Here is a 17,923-nt window from a genome sequence, read left to right as displayed (position 1 = left end):
CGGGCATCCTGGACCCGGCCAAGGTGACGCGGTCGGCGCTGCAGAACGCCTCCTCGATCGCGGCGCTGTTCCTGACCACCGAGGCCGTCATCGCCGAGAAGCCGGAGAAGACCCCGGCCGCCGGCGGGGGCGCCCCGGACATGGGCGGCATGGACTTCTAGGCATGGACCACTGAACAGGTCCAAAAGGGGCGGTCCGACAGGACCGCCCCTTTTTTCGATCACTGCGGTGCGTCAGTACCGAAAAGTCTTGCGCGTGAACGGAAGAACGGGAGCGCCGGGACGCGCTAGCATCGCCCCATGCTCATGCGTATGCACGTGCATTTGGGCACCCATATGCATACGCCGATGCATGGGCCGATGCACGGGATGTGGAAGGCGGAACGGACGGGAACGGGGTGACGGGTGATGGCGGCGGAGCGACCACCGGCGGTCCATCGGGCGATCATGTGCGTGGACGTGGCCGGTTACGGGGATCACCGGCGGACCAACCGCGACCAGGTCGCGGTGCGCGAAGGTCTGTACAGGGCGCTGCGGCGGGCCTTCATCCGCTCCGGCCTGCGCTGGGAGCGCTGCCACCGCGAGGACCGCGGCGACGGCGTGCTGATCCTGGTGCCCTCGGAGGTGCCCAAGGAACTGCTGGCCGGGCGGCTCCCGGTGGAGCTGGCCTCGGAGCTGGAGGCCCACAACGGGGGCGCCGGGCCGGAGGCGCGGATCCGGCTGCGCGCCGCGGTCCACGCCGGGGAGGTGCAGCACGACGACCACGGCGTGGCGGGGACGGCGATCAACCTGGCGTTCCGCCTGCTGGAGGCCGGTCCGCTGAAGGACGCGCTGCGCGGGTCGCCCGGCACGCTCGCGCTCATCGCCTCCGAGTGGTTCTACGAGGAGGTGATCCGGCACCACCCGGCGAGCGACCCCAAGGCGTACCGCCAGGTGCCGGTGGCGGTCAAGGAGACGCTGACGCGCGGCTGGGTGCGCCTGCCGGGCCTGCCGGGCCTCCCCTCTCTGTCCGGGCTCGTCCTGGGACGGGCCCCCGGCGAGCCGGAGGGACCGCGCCAGCTCCCCGCCGCGGTCCGCGACTTCGTCGGCCGGGACGCGGAACTGGCCCTGCTCGACGATCGGCTCACTCCCGGCGACGACGTGGTGATCGCGCTCGTGACCGGCACGCCCGGGGTCGGGAAGACCGCGCTGGCCGTGCACGCCGCGCACCGCGCGCGGCACCGCTTCCCCGGCGGCCAGCTGTACGTGGACCTGCGCGGGTACGCCGCCGAGCCCGCGCTCGCACCGGAGCAGGCCCTGGAGGGGGTGCTGCACGCCCTGGGCGTGCCCGCCGGGCGGATCCCCGCCCCGCCCGCCGCCCGGTCGGCGCTGTACCGGTCGCTGCTGGACGGCCGCCGCGTCCTGATCGTGCTGGACAACGCCGCCTCGGCCGCGCAGGTCCGGCCGCTGCTGCCGGGCGCCCCCGGCTGCGCGGTGCTGGTCACCGGCCGCGGCGACCTGTCCGGCCTCACCGCCCGCGAGGGCGCCCGCCCGCTGGAGCTGGCGCCGCTGGAGCCCGCCGAGTCCCGCGCGCTGCTGCGCCGGATCGTCGGCGCGGAACGGGTGGACGCCGAGCCCGGCGCCGCCGCGGACCTGGCCCGGCACTGCGCCCACCTGCCGCTGGCGCTGCGGGTGGCCGCCGAGCGCGCCGCGGCCCGTCCCGGCCTGCGGCTGGCGGGCCTGGTCCGGGAGCTGGACGAGCGCAACCGCCTGGACGTGCTGGGCGCCGACGACGAGCACACCGCGCCGCGCACCGTCCTGTCGTGGTCGTACCACGCGCTGCCGCCCCCGGCCGCGCGGATGTTCCGGCTGCTGGCGCTGCATCCCGGCGCGGAGGTGTCGCCGGGCGCCGCCACCGCCCTCGCCGGTGCCGGGCCCGGCGAGGCGCGGCGGCTGCTCGACCGGCTCGTCCGGGCGCACCTGCTGGAGGAGGCGGCCCCCGGCGGCCGCTACCGCCTCACCGGGCTGCTGCGCTGCTACGCCGCCGAGCTGGCCGAGACCGAGGAGCCGCGGCGGGACCGCTCCGCGGCCGTGCGCCGCGTCCTGGCCTGGTACCTGCACACCGCCGACGACGCACGGCGGCTGCTGTGCCCGCACCGCGTCGCGCCCCGCCTGACCGTGCCGGACGGCCCGCCGCCGCGCCGCTTCCGGTCCGCGCGGGAGGCGCGGGAGTGGTGCGAGTCCGAGCGGGACAACCTGGTCGCCGCCGTCCGCCACGCGCCCGCGACCGGCCACCACGACATCGGGTGGCGGCTCCCGCTGGCGCTGTGGACGCTCTGCCTTCCGCGCGGCCCGTGGACGGACTGGGTCGCCGCCCACCGCGGCGCCCTCGACTCGGCCCGGCACTCCGGCGACGACGCCGGGGAGGCGTACGCGCTGGGCGCGCTCGGCTTCGCCCGGCAGGACCGCGGCCGCTTCGAGGAGGCGGCCAACCACTTCCTCAGCGCGCAGCTGATCTTCAAGTACGTCCGGGACCGGCGGGGCGAGGCGTGGGCGCTGCACGGCCTCGGGTACGCGCTGCGCCGCCTGCACCGCTACGACGAGGCGATCCTGCTGCACCGCCAGGCGCTGCGGATCTCCACCGAGATCGGCGACGCGGGCGGCCGGGCCTGGTCGCTCGGCGGGCTCGGGTTCGCGTACGCGGGACGGCGCCGCCACGCCGAGGCGCTGAACCACTTCGAGCGGGCGCTGTGCATCGCCCGGGGCACCGACCGGCGCGCCGAGGGCTGGGCGCTGTACGGGCTCGGCCACGCCTACCAGACGCTGGGACGTCCCGAGCAGGCCACCGGCCACTACGGGCGGGCGCTGGAGATCTTCCGCGAGATCGGCGACTGGCGGGGCCGGGGCGAGACCCTCGACGGCCTCGGCAAGGCCCATCTGAGGGCCGGGCGGCCCGAGGCCGCCCGCGCGTGCTGGACGCGGGCCCTGGAGGCGTTCCAGGACCTGCGCTCACCGCAGGCGTCCCGGGTCCGTGACCGGCTGCTGATCCTCGACGACGACACCGTCCGCGAACTCCCCGAGTCCGAGGCCGCCGTGCCCTCCCCCTGACTCAGCCGGCGGAAGCGGGCGTGGGGGTGGCCGACGCGGCGATGCGGGCGGCGATGCGGTCGACGTCGGCGCGTTCGGCGGGCGGGAGGGGCGCGCCGGTGGACGCGCGGATCGCGGTGGCCTCCTCCAGCGATCGCGCCGCCTCGCCTGGATCGTCCAGCGCCCCCGCCAGGCCCTCCAGTGCGAGCGCGACCGCGCGCGGGTTCCCGGTGGCGCGGGCGGCGGCGAGCCCCTCCCGGTGCAGGCGCAGCGCGGACTCCCCGTCGCCGCGCAGTTCGGCGACGAAGCCGAGTTCGGCGAGGATCAGGGCCAGGCCGGGGCTGCCGTCGGCGTCGCGGCACCAGTCGAGCCACGCGCGCAGGTACGACTCCGCCGCGTCCAGGTCGCCGCGTCTCCGGGCGGCCAGGGCCAGCCCGATCTCGGCGAAGTTCTCCGCCCGCCGGTGCGACTCGGCCCTGGCCAGGCGTGCGGCGCGGCGGTGCAGGTCGTCGGCGCGGTCGTGGTCGCCCTCCAGCAGCGCGACGCGGCCGAGCCGGGCCAGCTTGCCCGACGCCTCCGTCCACAGCCCCAGCTCTTCGGCCGTGCGCAGCCCGTCCTCGTGGTACGCGGCGGCGCGCGGGTAGTCGCCCCTGGTCTCGGCGAGCACGCCCAGCGGCTCGGTGACCTGGAGCAGCCCCCACCGGTCGCCGAGGCTCCGGAACAGTGCGGCGCTTCGCTCACCATCGCGTTCCACGGCCGCGAGGTCGCCCCGCACCATCGCCTGCCCGGCGCGGGAGCGCAGCGCCGCGGCCGTGCCCCAGCCGTCGCCCGCGGCGGCGAACCCGTCGAGGGCCTGGCCGACCAGGTCGTCGATGGCGCCGAGGTCGCCGAACCCGGCGCGGGCGAAGCCCAGGAACCAGGCCGCCCAGGCGCGGCCGTGGCCGTCCCCCAGGCCCTCGAAGGCCGCCAGCGCCTCCCGCGTCAGTTCCGCGCGGCCGTTGCCGTCGCCTTCGAGCATCGCGAGCCCGGCACGCCAGGTCCGGGCGCGGGCGAGCAGCGCGGGGTCGATGCCCCGGGACGCGGCGCCGGTCGCTGCGCCGATCGCCTTGTCCAAGGCGTGCAGCGCCTCGCCCAGGCGTCCCCTCAGGAACCACGACCAGCACAGGGCGTTCACGAGCCGCAGCGCGGCCTCGGCCGCGCCGTCCTCGACGGCGGCGTCCAGCGCGGCCCGCATGTCGGCGCTCTCGGCGTCCAGGCGGGCCAGCCACTCGCGCTGGTCGTGCGAGCGCAGCCGCGGCTCGGCACGTTCGGCCAGGCCGAGGTGGTAGAGGTAGTGGCGGCGCCGGGTCCGCTCGTACTCCCCGGCCTCGCGGAGGCGTTCCACGCAGTACGCGGCGACCGATTCCAGCAGCCGGTAGCGCGGCCCGCCCGGGGTCTCGGCCATGACCACCAGCGAGCGGTCGACCAGCCCGGCCAGCCGGTCGAGGACGTCGCCGTCGTCGCACACCCGCTCGGCCGCCTCCAGGGTGCAGCCGTCGGCGTGCACGGCCAGGCGGCGCAGCACCCGGCGGTCGGGCTCGGGCAGCGGCTCGTGGCTCCAGTCGATCACCGCCCGGAGGGTGCGCTGCCGGCCGGGCGCGTCCCGGGCGCCGCCGTCCAGCAGCCGGAACCGGTCGTCGAGGCGGGCGGCCAGCTCGCGGGCGCCCAGCGCGCGGACGCGGGTCGCGGCCAGCTCCAGCGCCAGCGGCAGCCCGTCCAGCCTGCGGCAGATCGCCGCCACCGCCGCCGCGTTCGCCGCGGCCAGCGCGAACCCGGGCCCGGCGCGGGCGGTGAACAGCTCGACGGCGCCGTACCGGGCCAGCTCGGCGAGGTCCTCCCCGCCGCGCGGCACCTCGAGCGGCGGCACGGGCCACAGCCGCTCCCCGTACACGCCGAGCGGCTGGCGGCTCGTCGCCAGCACCCGCAGCCCCGGTACGGAGCGCAGCAGCACCGCCACCAGTGCCGCGACCGGCTCCACCACGTGCTCGCAGTTGTCCAGGATCAGCAGCATCCGCCTGCCGCGCAGCGCCCCCGCCAGCCGTTCGACGGGATCGGCGGCGGGCCGGTCGCCGTCGCGGACGCCGAGCGCCGCCGACACCATCGGGACCAGGGCGGCGCCCACGTGGTCGAGGGCGGCCAGCTCGACCAGCCACACCCCGTCGGGATGGTCCGGGACGGTCTCCCGCGCCGCCTCCAGCGCGAGCCGGGTCTTGCCGACCCCGCCCGGCCCGGTCAGGGTCAGCAGGCGGGTCCGCGCGAGTTCGGCCCGCACGTCGCGCAGCGCCCCCTCCCGTCCCACCAGCCCGGTCACGGGGGCGGGCAGGTTGGTGCGGGGGCGGGCGTCCAGGGCCGGGTCCTGCCGCAGGATCGCCTGGTGGAGGGCGGCCAGGCCGGGGGCCGGGTCCAGGCCCAGTTCCTCCCGGAGGTGCTCGCGCAGCTCGTCGTAGGCGCGCAGGGCCTCGTGCTGCCGTCCCGCGCGGTAGAGGGCGCGCATGTGGGCGGCGCGGAGCCGTTCGCGGAGGGGATGGCGGGCGACGTGCTCGGCCAGTTCTCCCGCGAGGCGGTGGCGCTCCCCCAGCTCCAGGAGGGCTTCGGCGCGCTCCTCGACGACCGTGAGCCGCAGTTCCTCCAGCCGTACGGCCTCGGCCCGGACGGACTCGACCTCGTCGAACCCGGCGAACGCCTCGCCCCGCCACAGGGCGAGCGCCTCGTCCAGGAGCGCGGCCTTCGAGCGCGGGTCGGCGACGGCGGCGGCCCGTTCTGCCAGGGCCTCGAACGTTCCGGAGTCGACGTCGTCCGCGGTGACCGCCAGCAGGTACCCGGGCGGGCGCGACTCCACCAGCGCCCGCGCCCCGGGCTCGGCGTCCTCCAGCGTCCGGCGCAGCTGCGAGACGCGGGCCTGCAACGTCGCGGCGGGACGGGACGGCCGGGCCGCGAGGCCGGACCCCCACAGGTCGTCGACCAGCCGGTCCGCCGGGACGACCCGCGCCCGGTGCGCCAGCAGGGCCGCGAGAACCACCCGCACCTTCCGGTCCGGCACGGTGACCGGCTCCCCGTCCCCGGTCCGCGCCTCCAGCGGCCCGAGCACCCCGAAACGCATACCGATCACCGTATGCGACCCGGACCGGGCCCGAAACGAACCCGAAGTCCCGCGGGCGACGCTGACCGCACTGACGCACCGAACGGATCACACGATGGGAGCGCACGAATGAAAGTGACGGTCATGGGGCTCGGCCTGATGGGGACGGCCCTCGCCGAGGCCCTGCTGCGGAACGGCCACGAGACGACCGTGTGGAACCGCTCGCCGGCGAAGGCCGCGCCGCTGGTCGGCAAGGGCGCCGCGCAGGCCCGCACCCCGGCCGAGGCGGTCGCCGCGAGCGATCTGGTCATCGTCTGCCTGTCGGTCTACGCCAACGTCCAGGACGTGCTGGACGAGGCCGCCGGGGCGCTCGCCGGGCGCACCGTCGCCAACCTGACCAACGGGACGCCGCGCCAGGCCCGCGCGATGGCCGAACGGGTCGCCGGCCACGGAGCCGACTACCTGGACGGCGGCATCATGGCCGTCCCGCCGATGATCGGGAATCCGGGCGCCCTCGTGCTCTACAGCGGCTCGCGGCGCGCCTTCGACGCCCACCGCGGCACGCTGGAGGCCCTCGCCGGCGCGCGCTTCCTCGGCGGCGACGCGGGCCTGGCCCCGCTGTACGACCTGGCGCTGCTCAGCGCGATGTACGGCATGTTCGGCGGCTACTACCACGCGATGGCGCTGGTCGGCACCGAGAAGGTCACCGCGGAGGAGTTCACCCCGATGGTCGCCGACTGGCTCACCGCGATGCTGGCGGGGCTGCCCGGGGCGGCGCGGCACATCGACGGCGGCGACCACGCGACCGAGGTGTCCAGCATTGCCAACAACGCGGCGGGCTTCCCCAACCTGGTCGACGCGGCCCGCGACCAGGGGATCGGCACCACACTCCTCGAACCGATCGGGGAGCTGATCGACCGCGCGTACGCCGAGGGCCACGGCGCCGACGCGCTGACGCGCCTGGTCGAACTGATCCAGAATCCCCGCCCCGAGTAGAAACGGGTGTGCTTCAGCCCTGGCCGCGGCCCGGCTCCTCGGGGCCCCGCCGCGGGCGCTCGGAGCCCGCGGGACGCTCGGCACGGTCGGACCGGTCCGCACGGTCGGCGGCCTGGTCGAGGCCCCGGCGGCCGGACGGCTCCGGACGACCCTCACCCGGACGGGGGGCGGAGGCCGCGACGGCCTCCTCACGGTCCTTGTCCCTGTCCTTGAGCAGCCCGGCGTTCTCGGCGTACTGGAGCCCGCGCGGCGTGATGTCCCAGGCGTTGTGCCGCCATTCCTTGCGGCGCCACACCACGCCCGCGCTCAGCAGCTTGCGCCCGACCCGGCTGATCTCGGTCTCGTCGGTGCCGAGCTCAGCGGCGAGCTGCTGGTTGGACAAGCCCTGCCGGCGCGCCACCGCGACCAGGAAGCGGGCCGCGTGGCCCTCGGGGTGCAGCGAGAGCTGCAGGCCGGACGGCAGGCGCCGCAGCGCCCAGTGCACGGTGTCGATGAGCCCGAGGACGCGGCCGCGCTGCTCGCGCTGGTCGCCGTCCAGGGCGGGGGCGTCGAGATAGTGCGTGCGGTGCAGCCACTGGAGTCCGTCCTGGACCTCGACGAGCGCCGGCTCGTCGGCGCAGAGCGAGGCGTCGGTGATGAGCATGCCCAGCGCGCTGAACTGGCCGTCGCTGATCGTTTTGGCGTGCTCCATCGCGTCGATCAGCCGCCTGACCTCCGACCTCCGGTCGTGACCGAGCTGCGGCATCTGCCCCCTGCCCTGCGCCCCTGCGTTCACGGCTCACCCCACGGTCGTCGCGGAAGACGGACCACCTCAGGATGCGTCCATGCCAAGTGAATGTCAAGTGACGAAGGAGACCTTTCCGGCGAGGTTTCGGAAGCCCCAAGATCACGTACGGACGTTCCGAAATCGGGGCCCCCGACATCCGCCGGGGTTTCTGTATCAGATGCCACTGATGGCCGGAACTCGCGAGAGTTAGCATCGATCGACCACCCGTGACCACCCTTGTCAACCCCCTGGGGGCGCTTATGACGGATCAGTTGGCGGCACCTGCCCGTGAGGCCCATCCCGCCGATCCAGCTGATCTCTTCCTCCAGCTCTACGACGAGCTTCCCGACCGCCACTTCCACGGGTGGCAGGCCACGCGGTGGTACGACGACGCGGGGGTGCGGCGCCGCGCCGGGGAGATCTCCGAGATCGTCCTGGCGCTGGGCTCGCTCAGCCCCGAGGTGACCGAGGAGAACATCGCCGAGGACGGCGACCGCGGCCGGTTCACGGTCCTGCTGGGGCTCGACGGCGCGCTCGCGCACGCCAACCCCTACGGCCCGTACCACGACGCCCCCGCGCTGACCGGCCTGACCGTCCGGTACCTCACCGAGGGGCGCCTCAACGGGGACGAGCGGGAGGGCGCGCTGCTCCCCCGCTGCGCCTTCCCCGGCCGCCCGCGCGGACGCCGCACCAAGGCCGAGTTCTTCGGCGTGCACCGCGTCCCGCCCGAGGAGTGGGCGAAGGTCGACCACACCCTGCTGCCCCCGGTCCTCGACCCGCACTTCGACCGCGACGAGCCGGTGCCGGTCGGCTGCGTGCCCGTGCTGGAGACCTTCGACGACATCGAGATCGACTTCGAGCGCCGGTACGGCATGACCGTGTACCGGCTGCGCCCCAGCGACTCCCACGTCAGCCGGGACCGGATCGAGACGATCATCCGGCGGCTGGACGAGGCCGGCGCCCGGATCGCGGTGATGCCGGAGGTGTCGCTGTCGGACACGCTGCTGGAGCGCTGGAAGGAGGCCGCCTTCCACACCGCCGGCCGCGATCGCGGCAGGCACCCGCTGCGCTTCCTCCTGCTCGGCAGCGGCCCCCTCGGCACCGACGACCCGCCGCCCAACCGGGCGGTCCTGATCGACCGCTGGACGGGCCGGGAGCTGCTCGTCCAGGACAAGCTGTCGGGCTTCACCCTGGACGCCGCCCAGATGCGGCTGTGGCGGCTGCCGGGCGCGCCGTCCACCGGCACCGCCGACGAGTACCTCACCCCCGGCTCCAAGGTCGGCCTGCTCGACTCGTCCTTCGGCCGGCTGGCCGTCCTGATCTGCGAGGACCTCAGCCGCTCCGTCGGGTGGGAGCGCGAGCTGCTGTCCTGCGGCGTCTCCCACCTGTTCGTGCCGATCTTCTCCAAGCCCATCCTGCGCTACCGGTGGGAGCAGCAGGCCGCCGAGCGGCAGATCTCGGCGCTGGGCGGCTGGGTCACGGTCGCCAACAGCCTGGTGATCGGCACGGCCGTCCCCGCCGACGAGCTCCAGGGCCCCCGCTACACCGCCCTGGTGGCGGGTCCGGGCGACCCCGCCCGCGCCTCGTACGCCGGCGACGTCCAGTTCGCCCGCGCCAAGACCGGCGAGGAGCCCGCCGTGCTGGACGACACGCGCGCCCTCCCGGCCGTCATGCCGGGCGCCGCGTACCACCTCTGGCACGACCACTGGCCCGGCGACTGACCCGGGGTCATTCCACGGTGAACTCCATGGGGCCGGTCGCCGTGCCGCCCGGCGTGATGACGGTCGGCCGCCCGGTGACGGCGCCGGGCGGCACCGTGGTCTGGACGCGGTCGTCGCCGGCGTCGGTCACCGGGGCGTCCACCGCGCCGAAGCGGACGGCGGACGCCGAGCCCAGGCCCGCGCCCCGGATCACGACCACGGCGCCCACCGGCCCGGACGCGGGCTCCACCGAGTGCACCTGGGGCGGCAGCGCCTGGTCGCGTCCCGCCTGGGCGGGGGTGAGCAGGGTGGCGAAGACCGACCGCAGCTTCTCGGCGGTCTCCTGCGAGAACAGGCCGACCAGCGCGGCGATCGCGGTGACGCCGTAGGGGTTGACGTCGGACGAGCCGCCGGTCGGCGAGGTCAGCCCGCCGCGCAGCACCAGGTACACGATCAGCCCGAGCAGCGCCCCGACGAACGGCAGGAACAGGTACATCATCAGCCAGCTGCGCCGCAGCGCCCGGTTCCCGACGTACCAGTAGAGGGAGCGCAGGGCGTGCACGACCCCGCCGATCGCGCCCGCCGCCATGACGATGACGAACAGGCACTCCTCGCGGGTCATCCTGGCCACGGCGCCGAACAGGTGGACGGTCACCACGTTCGCCGTCGCCTCGGGCCGCCCGTCCCGGCCGATCTGGGGCGCGGGCGGCCACGCCTGCACGAGCACGACCGCCAGTCCCGCCGCGAGGAGCGCCAGGGCCGCAGCGACGAGGACGATGTCGCGCGTGCGCGCGTATCCGGTGCCGACCGCCGACCCGCTCCCCGCCAACGCGCGCACCCCGTTCCCGCCGCGCCCCGCCGCCGGGTCGGCGGGGTCGTCGCACGGTTATCGAGGCGCGCCTCCCGGGCGTTTCGGGCTTGCGGCCGGGTTCAGGAGGCTTGGTTCAAGGCGAGGCATTCAGGACGGGGCCGGGGCGAAGGCGTCGACGCCGGTGAGCTCGGCGGAGAGCGTCCAGAGGCGCTCGGCGTCGCCGGGGTCGACCGCGTACGGCTGGACGCCGGTGCCGGGGGGCGCGTCGTCCGTCCAGACCTCGGCGATGTCGCAGTCCTCCAGGTAGACGCCGCCCATGCCGTCCAGCTGCGGCGACGTGGCCGCCCACACCTGCGTGGCAGCGCCCTGCTCGGGCGACTTCCAATCGAAGAGCGAGTTCCCCTCCTCGTCCATCCAGCCGCTGGCGATCATCTCCTCCTTGGGGATGTGGCGCTGCAGCGGGGTGCGGATGCCGCCGGGATGCAGGGCGAAGGCGCGGACGCCGGAGTCGCGGCCGAGGGCGTCGAGCCGCACGGCGAACAGCACGTTGGCCGTCTTGGCCTGCCCGTAGGCCGCCCACTTGTCGTAGCCGCGCTCGAAGGAGAGGTCGTCCCAGCGGATCCCGGAGTTCCGGTGGGCGATGGAGGACACCGACACCACCCGGGCGCCGGGCCGCAGCGCCGGCCACAGCCGGTTGACCAGCGCGAAGTGGCCCAGGTGGTTGGTGGCGAACTGGGACTCCCAGCCGGGGCCGACGCGGGTCTCCGGGTTGGCCATGACGCCGGCGCTGTTGATCACGATGTCGATGCCGCGTCCGGAGGCCAGGAAGTCCTCGGCGAAGCGGCGGACGCTCTCCAGGTCGCCCAGGTCCAGCACGCCGACCTCGGCGCCGTCGATCCCCGCCAGCGCCTCCTCGGCGGTGGACCGCCGCCGGGCCGGGACGACCACGTGCGCGCCGGCGCCCGCGAGCGCCCGGGTGGTCTCCAGGCCGATCCCCGAGTACCCGCCGGTGACGATGGCGAGCCTGCCGGACAGGTCGATGCCGCTCAGGACCTCGGCCGCGGTGCTCTGCGCGCCGAAGCCCGAGCCGATCTTGTGCTGCGGTGTCGTCCGCTGTGCCGTCATGGCCCCCACGCTAGGGACTGGAGCACACTCCAGGTCAATCCGCCCCTGCCCTCCAAGCCCGATATTTCGTGGTTCATTACGAATCGATGGAGTCTTCACCAAGGGTTGGCCAGGGTGAACCGCGTCCGGCTTAGCCTCCGCGCATGCGCCGTACAGCAGCAGCAGTCGCGACCGCCCTGGCCGCGGGTCTCGCCACCACGACGGCCGGTGCCGGGACGGCCCTGGGCGGGACACCGGCGGAGGCGTGCGAGAGCACCCCCGCCACGCACCGGATCGCCCAGGTCCAGGGCACCGGGGCCACCACGCCCCTGAACGGGCAGACGGTGCGGATCGAGGGCACCGTCACCGGGGACTTCCAGGCCGACGACCAGCTCAAGGGCTTCTTCGTCCAGGACCCGGCCCCCGACGACGACCCGCGCACCTCCGACGGCCTGTTCGTCTACTCGACCAAAGAGGTCAAGACCGGGGACCGCGTGCTGGTGACCGGCCGGGCGGTCGAGTTCGGCGGCCTGACCGAGCTGTCGCCGGTGACCGCCGTCGACGTGTGCGGCACGGCCCGTTCGATCAAGCCCGCGCGGGTGAGGCTGCCGCTGGAGGGCGGCGTCGAGGCGTACGAGGGCGTCCTGCTGCGGTTCGGCCAGCGGCTCACCGCGACCGAGACCTACCAGCTCGGACGGTACGGCGAGGTGACCGTCTCCGAGGGCGGGCGGCTGTTCCAGCCGACCGAGGGACGCGGCGGCACGCAGGCGGGCAACGACGCGCGCCGGCTGCTGGTCGACGACGGCTCGACGGTGCAGAACCCGGCGCGCGTCCCGTTCACCGAGCCGCACGCGCTGCGCATCGGCGACACCACGACCAACCTCACCGGCGTGCTCAGCCAGGGCTTCGGCAGCTACCGGCTGCAGCCGACGAGCGACACCCACTTCGCCCGCGCCAACCCGCGTCCCGCCAAGCCCGCCGGGGTCGGCGGCGACGTCAAGGTGGCGAGCTTCAACACGCTGAACTGGTTCACGACGCTGGACGAGCGCGGCGCCACGACCGCCGAGGAGCAGGAGCGGCAGATCGCCAAGCTGGTCGCGGCGCTCAAGGGCCTGGACGCCGACGCGGTCGGGCTCATGGAGGTCGAGAACAACGGCGACACCGCGGTCAAGGCGCTGGTGGACCGGCTGAACGCGGCCGTCGGCGCGGGCACCTACAGCTGGATCAGGCACCCGAACCCGGGCACCGACGCGATCCACGTCTCGATCATCTACAAGACCGCCCGGCTCACGCCGGTGGGCGCGGCGCGGTCGTCGGCCGAGCCGGTGTTCGAGCGGCCGCCGCTGGTGCAGACGTTCCGGCCCGCCGCGGGCGGCGCCCCGTTCACCATGATCGTGAACCACTTCAAGTCGAAGGGCTGCGACGGCGCGACCGGCGCGGACCGCGACCAGGGCGACGGCCAGGGCTGCTTCAACCCCCGCCGCGTCACCCAGGCCCGGACGATCGCGGACCTGGCGGCGCGCGAGGAGGGCCCGCTGGTGCTCGGCGACCTGAACGCCTACTCCGCCGAGGACCCGATGAAGGTGCTGACCGCGGCCGGGCTGGTCGGGCAGACCGAGCGGTTCGTCCGGGACGGGCAGCGCTACAGCTACGTGTTCGACGGCCAGTCGGGCGAGCTGGACCACGTCCTGGCCGGGCCGGAGCTGTCCAAGCGGGTCAGCGGCGCGACGATCTGGCACATCAACAGCGACGAGCCGCTCATCCTCGACTACAACACCGAGTACAACCCGCCGGGGCTGTACCGGCCGGACGCCTACCGCTCCTCCGACCACGACCCGGTGCTGGTCGGGCTGCGGCTGCGGTGAGCCCGGGGGCGGGGACGGGGACGGGGTCATCGACGGGTGCGCCTCCGCGGCGTATGATCCAGGTCACTTGACCGAACGTTTGCTACGTCGATCGGTGACCCGTCATGAACGAAGCCGCCCCCGCCCCCGGCGCCCTGCCCGTCGCCTCCGCCGGTCCCACCGCCTCCCACCCCGCCTTCGGCATCGGCCAGGACGGCACCTACACGCGGACCGGCCAGGTCCTCGCCTTCCTGGCCGGCCTGTGGACGATGGTGCTGTTCTTCCCCCTGCTCTTCGTCGGCGCGATCCTCTACACGAAGGCCGAGGAGGTCTTCAAGGACGACCCCGCGCGCGCCCGCAAGCTCGTGTCGTGGTCCTGGCTCAGCGTCACGGTGGCCCCCGTGCTCGCGGTGGCCGTCGTCATCGCCGCGACCCTGCCGTTCCGCTGAGCCGTTCCGCCGAATGATCGGCGGGCACCGGGAAGAGGACGCGGCCCCGCGAAGTTGCACGGATCATGAGCGTCCCCTTCTCGGTTCTCGACCTGTCCCCCGTGGTGAGCGGCTCCACCTCCGCCCAGGCCCTGCGCAACACCCTCGACCTGGCCCGGCACACCGAGGCGCTCGGCTATCACCGGTACTGGCTGGCCGAGCACCACGCGATGCCGGGGATCGCCAGTTCCGCCACCGCCGTGCTCATCGGCCAGGTCGCCGCCGCCACGTCCCGGATGCGGGTGGGCTCGGGCGGCGTCATGCTGCCCAACCACGCCCCGATGGTGGTGGCCGAGCAGTTCGGGACGCTGGAGGCGCTCCACCCCGGGCGCATCGACCTCGGCCTGGGCCGCGCCCCCGGCACCGACCAGGCCACCGCCCGCGCCCTGCGCCGCTCCCCCGACGCCCTGTCGGTCGACGACTTCCCTGAGCAGGTGCACGAGTTGCGCGCCTACTTCGGGGCGCAGAGCACCGTGACCCCGGCCGCGGGCAACGAGCCCCCGGTGTGGCTGCTGGGCTCCAGCGGCTACAGCGCCCGGCTGTCGGGCCTGCTGGGCCTGCCGTTCGCGTTCGCCCACCACTTCAGCTCCGAGAACACCCTCCCGGCGCTCGAGCTCTACCGCGAGTCGTTCCGCCCCTCGGAGGCGCTGGAACGCCCGTACGCGATGATCGGGGTGGCGGTCACGGCGGCCGAGACCGACGAGCGGGCGCGCGAGCTGGCCGCCCCGCAGGCGCTGTCGTTCCTGCGGCTGCGGCAGGGCCTCCCGGGGCCGCTGCCCAGCCCCGAGGAGACCGCCGCGCACCCGTACACGCCGTTCGAACGCCAGGCCATCGAGTCGCGGCTGGCCGGCCAGGTCGTGGGCGGCCCGGAGACGGTCCGGGCCCAGCTGGACGCGCTGCTGGGGCGGACGGAGGCCGACGAGGTGATGGTGGTGACCTCGGTGTACGAGCACGCGGACCGCCTGCGCTCGTACGACATCCTCGCCGGCCTCTACGGCCTCGGCACCGAACGGCCCGCCGCCGAGGAACCCGCCGCCAGCGCCTTCTAGGCGGTCGCGGCGGCGAACGCCTCGTCCAGGACGTCCAAGCCCTCCTTGAGCAGGTGCTCGGGGATGACCAGCGGCGGCAGGAAGCGCAGCACGTTGCCGTAGGTGCCCGCGGTCAGCGTCAGCAGCCCGGCGGCGTGGCAGCGGCGCGCGACCTCGGCGGTCAGCTCCGGGTTCGGCTCCTTCGAGCCGTCGCCGCGCACCAGCTCGACCGCGATCATCGCGCCGCGGCCGCGCACGTCGCCGACCTCGGGGTGGCGCTCGGCCAGGGCGCGCAGCCGGGGCAGCATCACCTCGCCGATCGCGCGGGCCCGGTCGGCCAGCTTCTCGTTCTCGATCTCCTCCAGCACGGCCAGCGCCGCCTCGCAGGAGACCGGGTTGCCGCCGTAGGTCCCGCCGAGCCCGCCCGCGTGGATCCGGTCGAGCAGGTCGGCGCGGCCGGTGACCGCGGCGAGCGGCATCCCGCCCGCGATGCCCTTGGCCGTGGTGACGATGTCGGGGACGACGCCCTCGTGCTCGCACGCGAACAGGTCGCCGGTGCGGGCGAACCCGGTCTGCACCTCGTCGGCGATGAACACGATCCCGTGCGCCCGGCAGAACTCGGCGATCGCGGGCAGGAACCCGGGCGCGGGCTCGATGAAGCCGCCCTCGCCCTGGATCGGCTCGATCACCACGCCGGCGACGTTCTCCGGCCCGATCTGCTTGGTGATCTGGTCGACGGCCTGCGCCGCCGCCTCCGGCCCGCAGTTCTCCGGCCCGCCCGGCCAGCGGAACGGGTAGGCCATCGGCATCCGGTACACCTCGGGCGCGTAGGGGCCGAACCCGTGCTTGTACGGCATGTTCTTGGCGGTCAGCGTCATCGTGAGCAGCGTCCGGCCGTGGTAGCCGTGGTCGAACACCACCACCGCCTGCCGCCCGGTGGCGTACCGGGCGACCTTGACGGCGTTCTCCACCGCCTCCGCGCCGCTGTTGACCAGGAAGGTGCGCTTGGCGTGGTCGCCGGGGGTGAGCCGGTTGAGGGCCTCGCAGACCGCGACGTACGACTCGTAGGGCGCCACCATGAAGCAGGTGTGGGTGAAGCGCTCCGCCTGCGCGGCGACCCGTTCGGCGACGCGCGGGTTGGCGTTGCCGACGTTGGTGACGGCGATCCCGGAGCCGAAGTCGATGAGGGAGTTGCCGTCGGCGTCGACCACGACGCCGCCGCCCGCGTCGGTCACGTACACCGGGAGCACGCTGCTCACCCCGGGCGCGACCGCGGCGGCGCGGCGCTCCTGGAGTTCGCGCGAGCGGGGTCCGGGAATCTCGGTGACGACGCGGCGCTCCTGGGGCAGGCGGTGCACGCCGGACGGCGCGCCGATGATCTGGCTGCTCATGGCGTGAACATAAGCGCGGCGCGACCTACGCTGAACCGTACGGACCGGCGAATCCCGGCCGCCCTTTTCGACGACCCGTAAGGAGCCGCCCGTGCCTCCCACCCTCCGCCAGGTGGCCGCGCTGCCGCAGCTGCGCCTGCGCCCGCTGACCGGGCCGGCGCCCGACGCGCCCGTGCGGTGGGTGGCGGTCAGCGAGCTGGAGGATCCGACGCCGTTCCTGGAGGGCGGGGAGCTGCTGCTGACGACCGGGATGCGGCTGACCGCCGAGGGCGCCGCCCCCTACGTCGCGCGGCTGGTGGCGCGGGGCGTGGCCGGGCTCGGCTTCGCGGTCGGGGTGATCCACGAGGACGTCCCGCCGGAGCTGGTGGCGGCGTCGCGGGCGCAGGGGCTGGCGCTGCTGGAGGTGCCGCGGCCGACGCCGTTCATCGCGGTCGGGAAGGCGGTGTCGCGGCTGCTGGCCGCCGAGTGGTACGAGGACGCGACCCGCTCGTCCCACGCCCAGCGGGAGCTGACCCGGGCGGCGCTGAAGGGCCCCGGGCCGCTGATCACCAGGCTGGCGCGGGAGCTGGGCGGCTGGGCGCTGCTGCTGGACCCCGCCGGCGAGGTGCGGCACGCCGAGCCCGCCCGCGCCCGGCGCCGCGCCCCCGGTCTGGCGCCCGAGCTGGCCCGGCTGCGCGGCACCCCGGACTCGCGGGAGGGCGCCTCCAGCGTCGCGCTGTCCGGGGAGGACGGGCAGGTGGTCGTGCAGTCGATCGGGCTGGGCGGGCGGCCGCGCGGGTTCCTGGCCGTCGGCACCGGCGATCCGCTGCCGCCCGCGGCCCACACGATCGTGGGCGCGGCGGTCTCCCTGCTCACCCTCCAGTCGGAGAGCCCGCGCACGGGCCGTCCTCTGCGGGCGGCGCTGGCCGGGCTGCTGCTGGGGGTGCGCCCTGCGGGGGCGGCGGAGTCCGCGCTGCCGGATCCTCCGGTGCGGGTGCTGGCGTGCGCGGGCGGCGGCGCCGTCCTGGACGCGCTGGACGCCGATCCGGCGGGCGAGCGCTGCCTGGCGGTGCCGCTGCGGGACGGCCCGTGCGCGGTGATCGTCCCGGACCGGCTGGCGGGCCAGGTGGCGGCGCTGGCGCGGCCGAGCGGCCCGGTCGGCGTCAGCGACCCGGCCGAGGACCTGGACGCCCTCGACCGCGCCCTCGCCCAGGCGGAACGGGCCCTGGCCGCCGCGCGCCGCGTCCGGGCGGGGGCCGACAGCCCGCACGGGGTGCTCCACCACGCCGACCTTCCGGGCCGGGGCCTGCTGGGCCTGCTCGACCCCGGCGTGGCGCAGGGCTTCGCGGAGGCGCTGCTGGCCCCGCTGCGCGCCGAGGACCCGTCCCTGGTCGCCTCGCTGCGCGCCTACCTGGCGGCGAACGGGCAGGGCGAGGCCGCCGCGCGGGCGCTGGGCGTGCACCGGCACACGCTGCGCACCCGGATGCGGAAGGCGGCCGAGCTGCTGGGCCGCGACCTGGACGATCCGGCGGTCCGCGCCGAGCTGTGGATCGCGCTCGCCGTCACGGCGAGCGACGGCGGCCCGATTGGACACGCTGGAGGCTCCCGCGGCGGCGGACCGGAGATAGCGTGA

12 protein-coding genes are annotated in these 17,923 nt (G+C 75.3%); 7 read left to right on the top strand and 5 right to left on the bottom strand.

All coding sequences use genetic code 11. The features are described from left to right. Nucleotides 1-407 precede the first annotated feature (407 nt). Nucleotides 408-3,086, top strand: coding sequence for an ATP-binding protein (locus tag ACFPZN_RS15480; RefSeq protein WP_378282648.1), 2,679 nt, complete (start codon nt 408-410; stop codon nt 3,084-3,086). 1 nt (nt 3,087) lies between these two features. Here the strand turns inward: ACFPZN_RS15480 and ACFPZN_RS15475 are convergent, their stop codons facing one another. Next, nucleotides 3,088-6,204, bottom strand: a complete 3,117-nt coding sequence (locus ACFPZN_RS15475; protein ID WP_378282647.1) for an AfsR/SARP family transcriptional regulator — start codon at nt 6,202-6,204, stop codon at nt 3,088-3,090. Nucleotides 6,205-6,312: 108 nt separating this feature from the next. Between ACFPZN_RS15475 and ACFPZN_RS15470 the strand changes: the two genes are divergently transcribed. Beyond that, nucleotides 6,313-7,179 carry an NAD(P)-dependent oxidoreductase gene (locus ACFPZN_RS15470; protein WP_378282646.1) on the top strand — a complete coding sequence of 289 codons (867 nt, stop codon included), beginning with the start codon at nt 6,313-6,315 and terminating at the stop codon, nt 7,177-7,179. 13 nt (nt 7,180-7,192) lie between these two features. Here the strand turns inward: ACFPZN_RS15470 and ACFPZN_RS15465 are convergent, their stop codons facing one another. Next, nucleotides 7,193-7,924 carry a hypothetical protein gene (locus ACFPZN_RS15465; RefSeq protein WP_378282645.1) on the bottom strand — a complete coding sequence of 244 codons (732 nt, stop codon included), beginning with the start codon at nt 7,922-7,924 and terminating at the stop codon, nt 7,193-7,195. A 281-nt stretch (nt 7,925-8,205) separates the two neighbouring features. Between ACFPZN_RS15465 and ACFPZN_RS15460 the strand changes: the two genes are divergently transcribed. Beyond that, the gene (locus ACFPZN_RS15460; RefSeq protein WP_378282644.1) at nt 8,206-9,666 is read left to right on the top strand and encodes a hypothetical protein; all 1,461 of its coding nucleotides are present in this window, start codon (nt 8,206-8,208) and stop codon (nt 9,664-9,666) included. A gap of 7 nt (nt 9,667-9,673) precedes the next feature. On the opposite strand, the gene ACFPZN_RS15455 is transcribed toward ACFPZN_RS15460, so the two are convergent. Both ACFPZN_RS15455 and ACFPZN_RS15450 read right to left on the bottom strand, forming a co-directional pair. After that, nucleotides 9,674-10,483 (bottom strand): IPT/TIG domain-containing protein, encoded by an 810-nt coding sequence (locus ACFPZN_RS15455; RefSeq protein WP_378282643.1) that lies wholly within the window; start codon nt 10,481-10,483, stop codon nt 9,674-9,676. 120 nt (nt 10,484-10,603) lie between these two features. Beyond that, nucleotides 10,604-11,581 carry an SDR family NAD(P)-dependent oxidoreductase gene (locus ACFPZN_RS15450; RefSeq protein ID WP_378282642.1) on the bottom strand — a complete coding sequence of 326 codons (978 nt, stop codon included), beginning with the start codon at nt 11,579-11,581 and terminating at the stop codon, nt 10,604-10,606. 143 nt (nt 11,582-11,724) lie between these two features. Here ACFPZN_RS15450 and ACFPZN_RS15445 point away from each other — a divergent pair, with 143 nt between their 5' ends. The 3 genes from ACFPZN_RS15445 (at nt 11,725) to ACFPZN_RS15435 (ending at nt 14,941) form a co-directional block, all read left to right on the top strand. Then, nucleotides 11,725-13,425, top strand: coding sequence for an ExeM/NucH family extracellular endonuclease (locus tag ACFPZN_RS15445; protein WP_378282641.1), 1,701 nt, complete (start codon nt 11,725-11,727; stop codon nt 13,423-13,425). 104 nt (nt 13,426-13,529) lie between these two features. After that, nucleotides 13,530-13,853, top strand: coding sequence for a hypothetical protein (locus ACFPZN_RS15440; protein ID WP_378282640.1), 324 nt, complete (start codon nt 13,530-13,532; stop codon nt 13,851-13,853). Nucleotides 13,854-13,918: 65 nt separating this feature from the next. Beyond that, nucleotides 13,919-14,941, top strand: coding sequence for an LLM class flavin-dependent oxidoreductase (locus ACFPZN_RS15435; protein ID WP_378282639.1), 1,023 nt, complete (start codon nt 13,919-13,921; stop codon nt 14,939-14,941). On the opposite strand, the gene gabT is transcribed toward ACFPZN_RS15435, so the two are convergent. Continuing rightward, nucleotides 14,938-16,311 (bottom strand): 4-aminobutyrate--2-oxoglutarate transaminase, encoded by a 1,374-nt coding sequence (gabT, locus tag ACFPZN_RS15430; protein WP_378282638.1) that lies wholly within the window; start codon nt 16,309-16,311, stop codon nt 14,938-14,940. The genes ACFPZN_RS15435 and gabT overlap by 4 nt on opposite strands. Before the next feature lie 91 nt (nt 16,312-16,402). Between gabT and ACFPZN_RS15425 the strand changes: the two genes are divergently transcribed. After that, nucleotides 16,403-17,923: a PucR family transcriptional regulator gene (locus ACFPZN_RS15425; RefSeq protein ID WP_378282637.1), complete on the top strand. Its 1,521-nt coding sequence runs from the start codon at nt 16,403-16,405 to the stop codon at nt 17,921-17,923.

This window comes from Actinomadura rugatobispora, from assembly GCF_042656285.1.
GTDB classification, from domain to species: Bacteria; Actinomycetota; Actinomycetes; order Streptosporangiales; family Streptosporangiaceae; genus Spirillospora; species Spirillospora rugatobispora.
The sequence above is the reverse complement of the archived record's forward strand: the minus strand, read 5'-3'. Positions and strand labels throughout refer to the sequence as shown.

Bases quoted from the DNA above. Each gene is read 5' to 3' on its own strand.
- ACFPZN_RS15435 (WP_378282639.1), top strand. From the start codon at position 13,919: ATGAGCGTCCCCTTCTCGGTTCTCGACCTGTCCCCCGTGGTGAGCGGC.
- ACFPZN_RS15475 (WP_378282647.1), bottom strand. From the start codon at position 6,204: ATGCGTTTCGGGGTGCTCGGGCCGCTGGAGGCGCGGACCGGGGACGGG.
- ACFPZN_RS15440 (WP_378282640.1), top strand. From the start codon at position 13,530: ATGAACGAAGCCGCCCCCGCCCCCGGCGCCCTGCCCGTCGCCTCCGCC.
- ACFPZN_RS15480 (WP_378282648.1), top strand. From the start codon at position 408: ATGGCGGCGGAGCGACCACCGGCGGTCCATCGGGCGATCATGTGCGTG.
- ACFPZN_RS15460 (WP_378282644.1), top strand. From the start codon at position 8,206: ATGACGGATCAGTTGGCGGCACCTGCCCGTGAGGCCCATCCCGCCGAT.
- ACFPZN_RS15470 (WP_378282646.1), top strand. From the start codon at position 6,313: ATGAAAGTGACGGTCATGGGGCTCGGCCTGATGGGGACGGCCCTCGCC.
- ACFPZN_RS15445 (WP_378282641.1), top strand. From the start codon at position 11,725: ATGCGCCGTACAGCAGCAGCAGTCGCGACCGCCCTGGCCGCGGGTCTC.
- ACFPZN_RS15450 (WP_378282642.1), bottom strand. From the start codon at position 11,581: ATGACGGCACAGCGGACGACACCGCAGCACAAGATCGGCTCGGGCTTC.
- ACFPZN_RS15465 (WP_378282645.1), bottom strand. From the start codon at position 7,924: ATGCCGCAGCTCGGTCACGACCGGAGGTCGGAGGTCAGGCGGCTGATC.
- gabT (WP_378282638.1), bottom strand. From the start codon at position 16,311: ATGAGCAGCCAGATCATCGGCGCGCCGTCCGGCGTGCACCGCCTGCCC.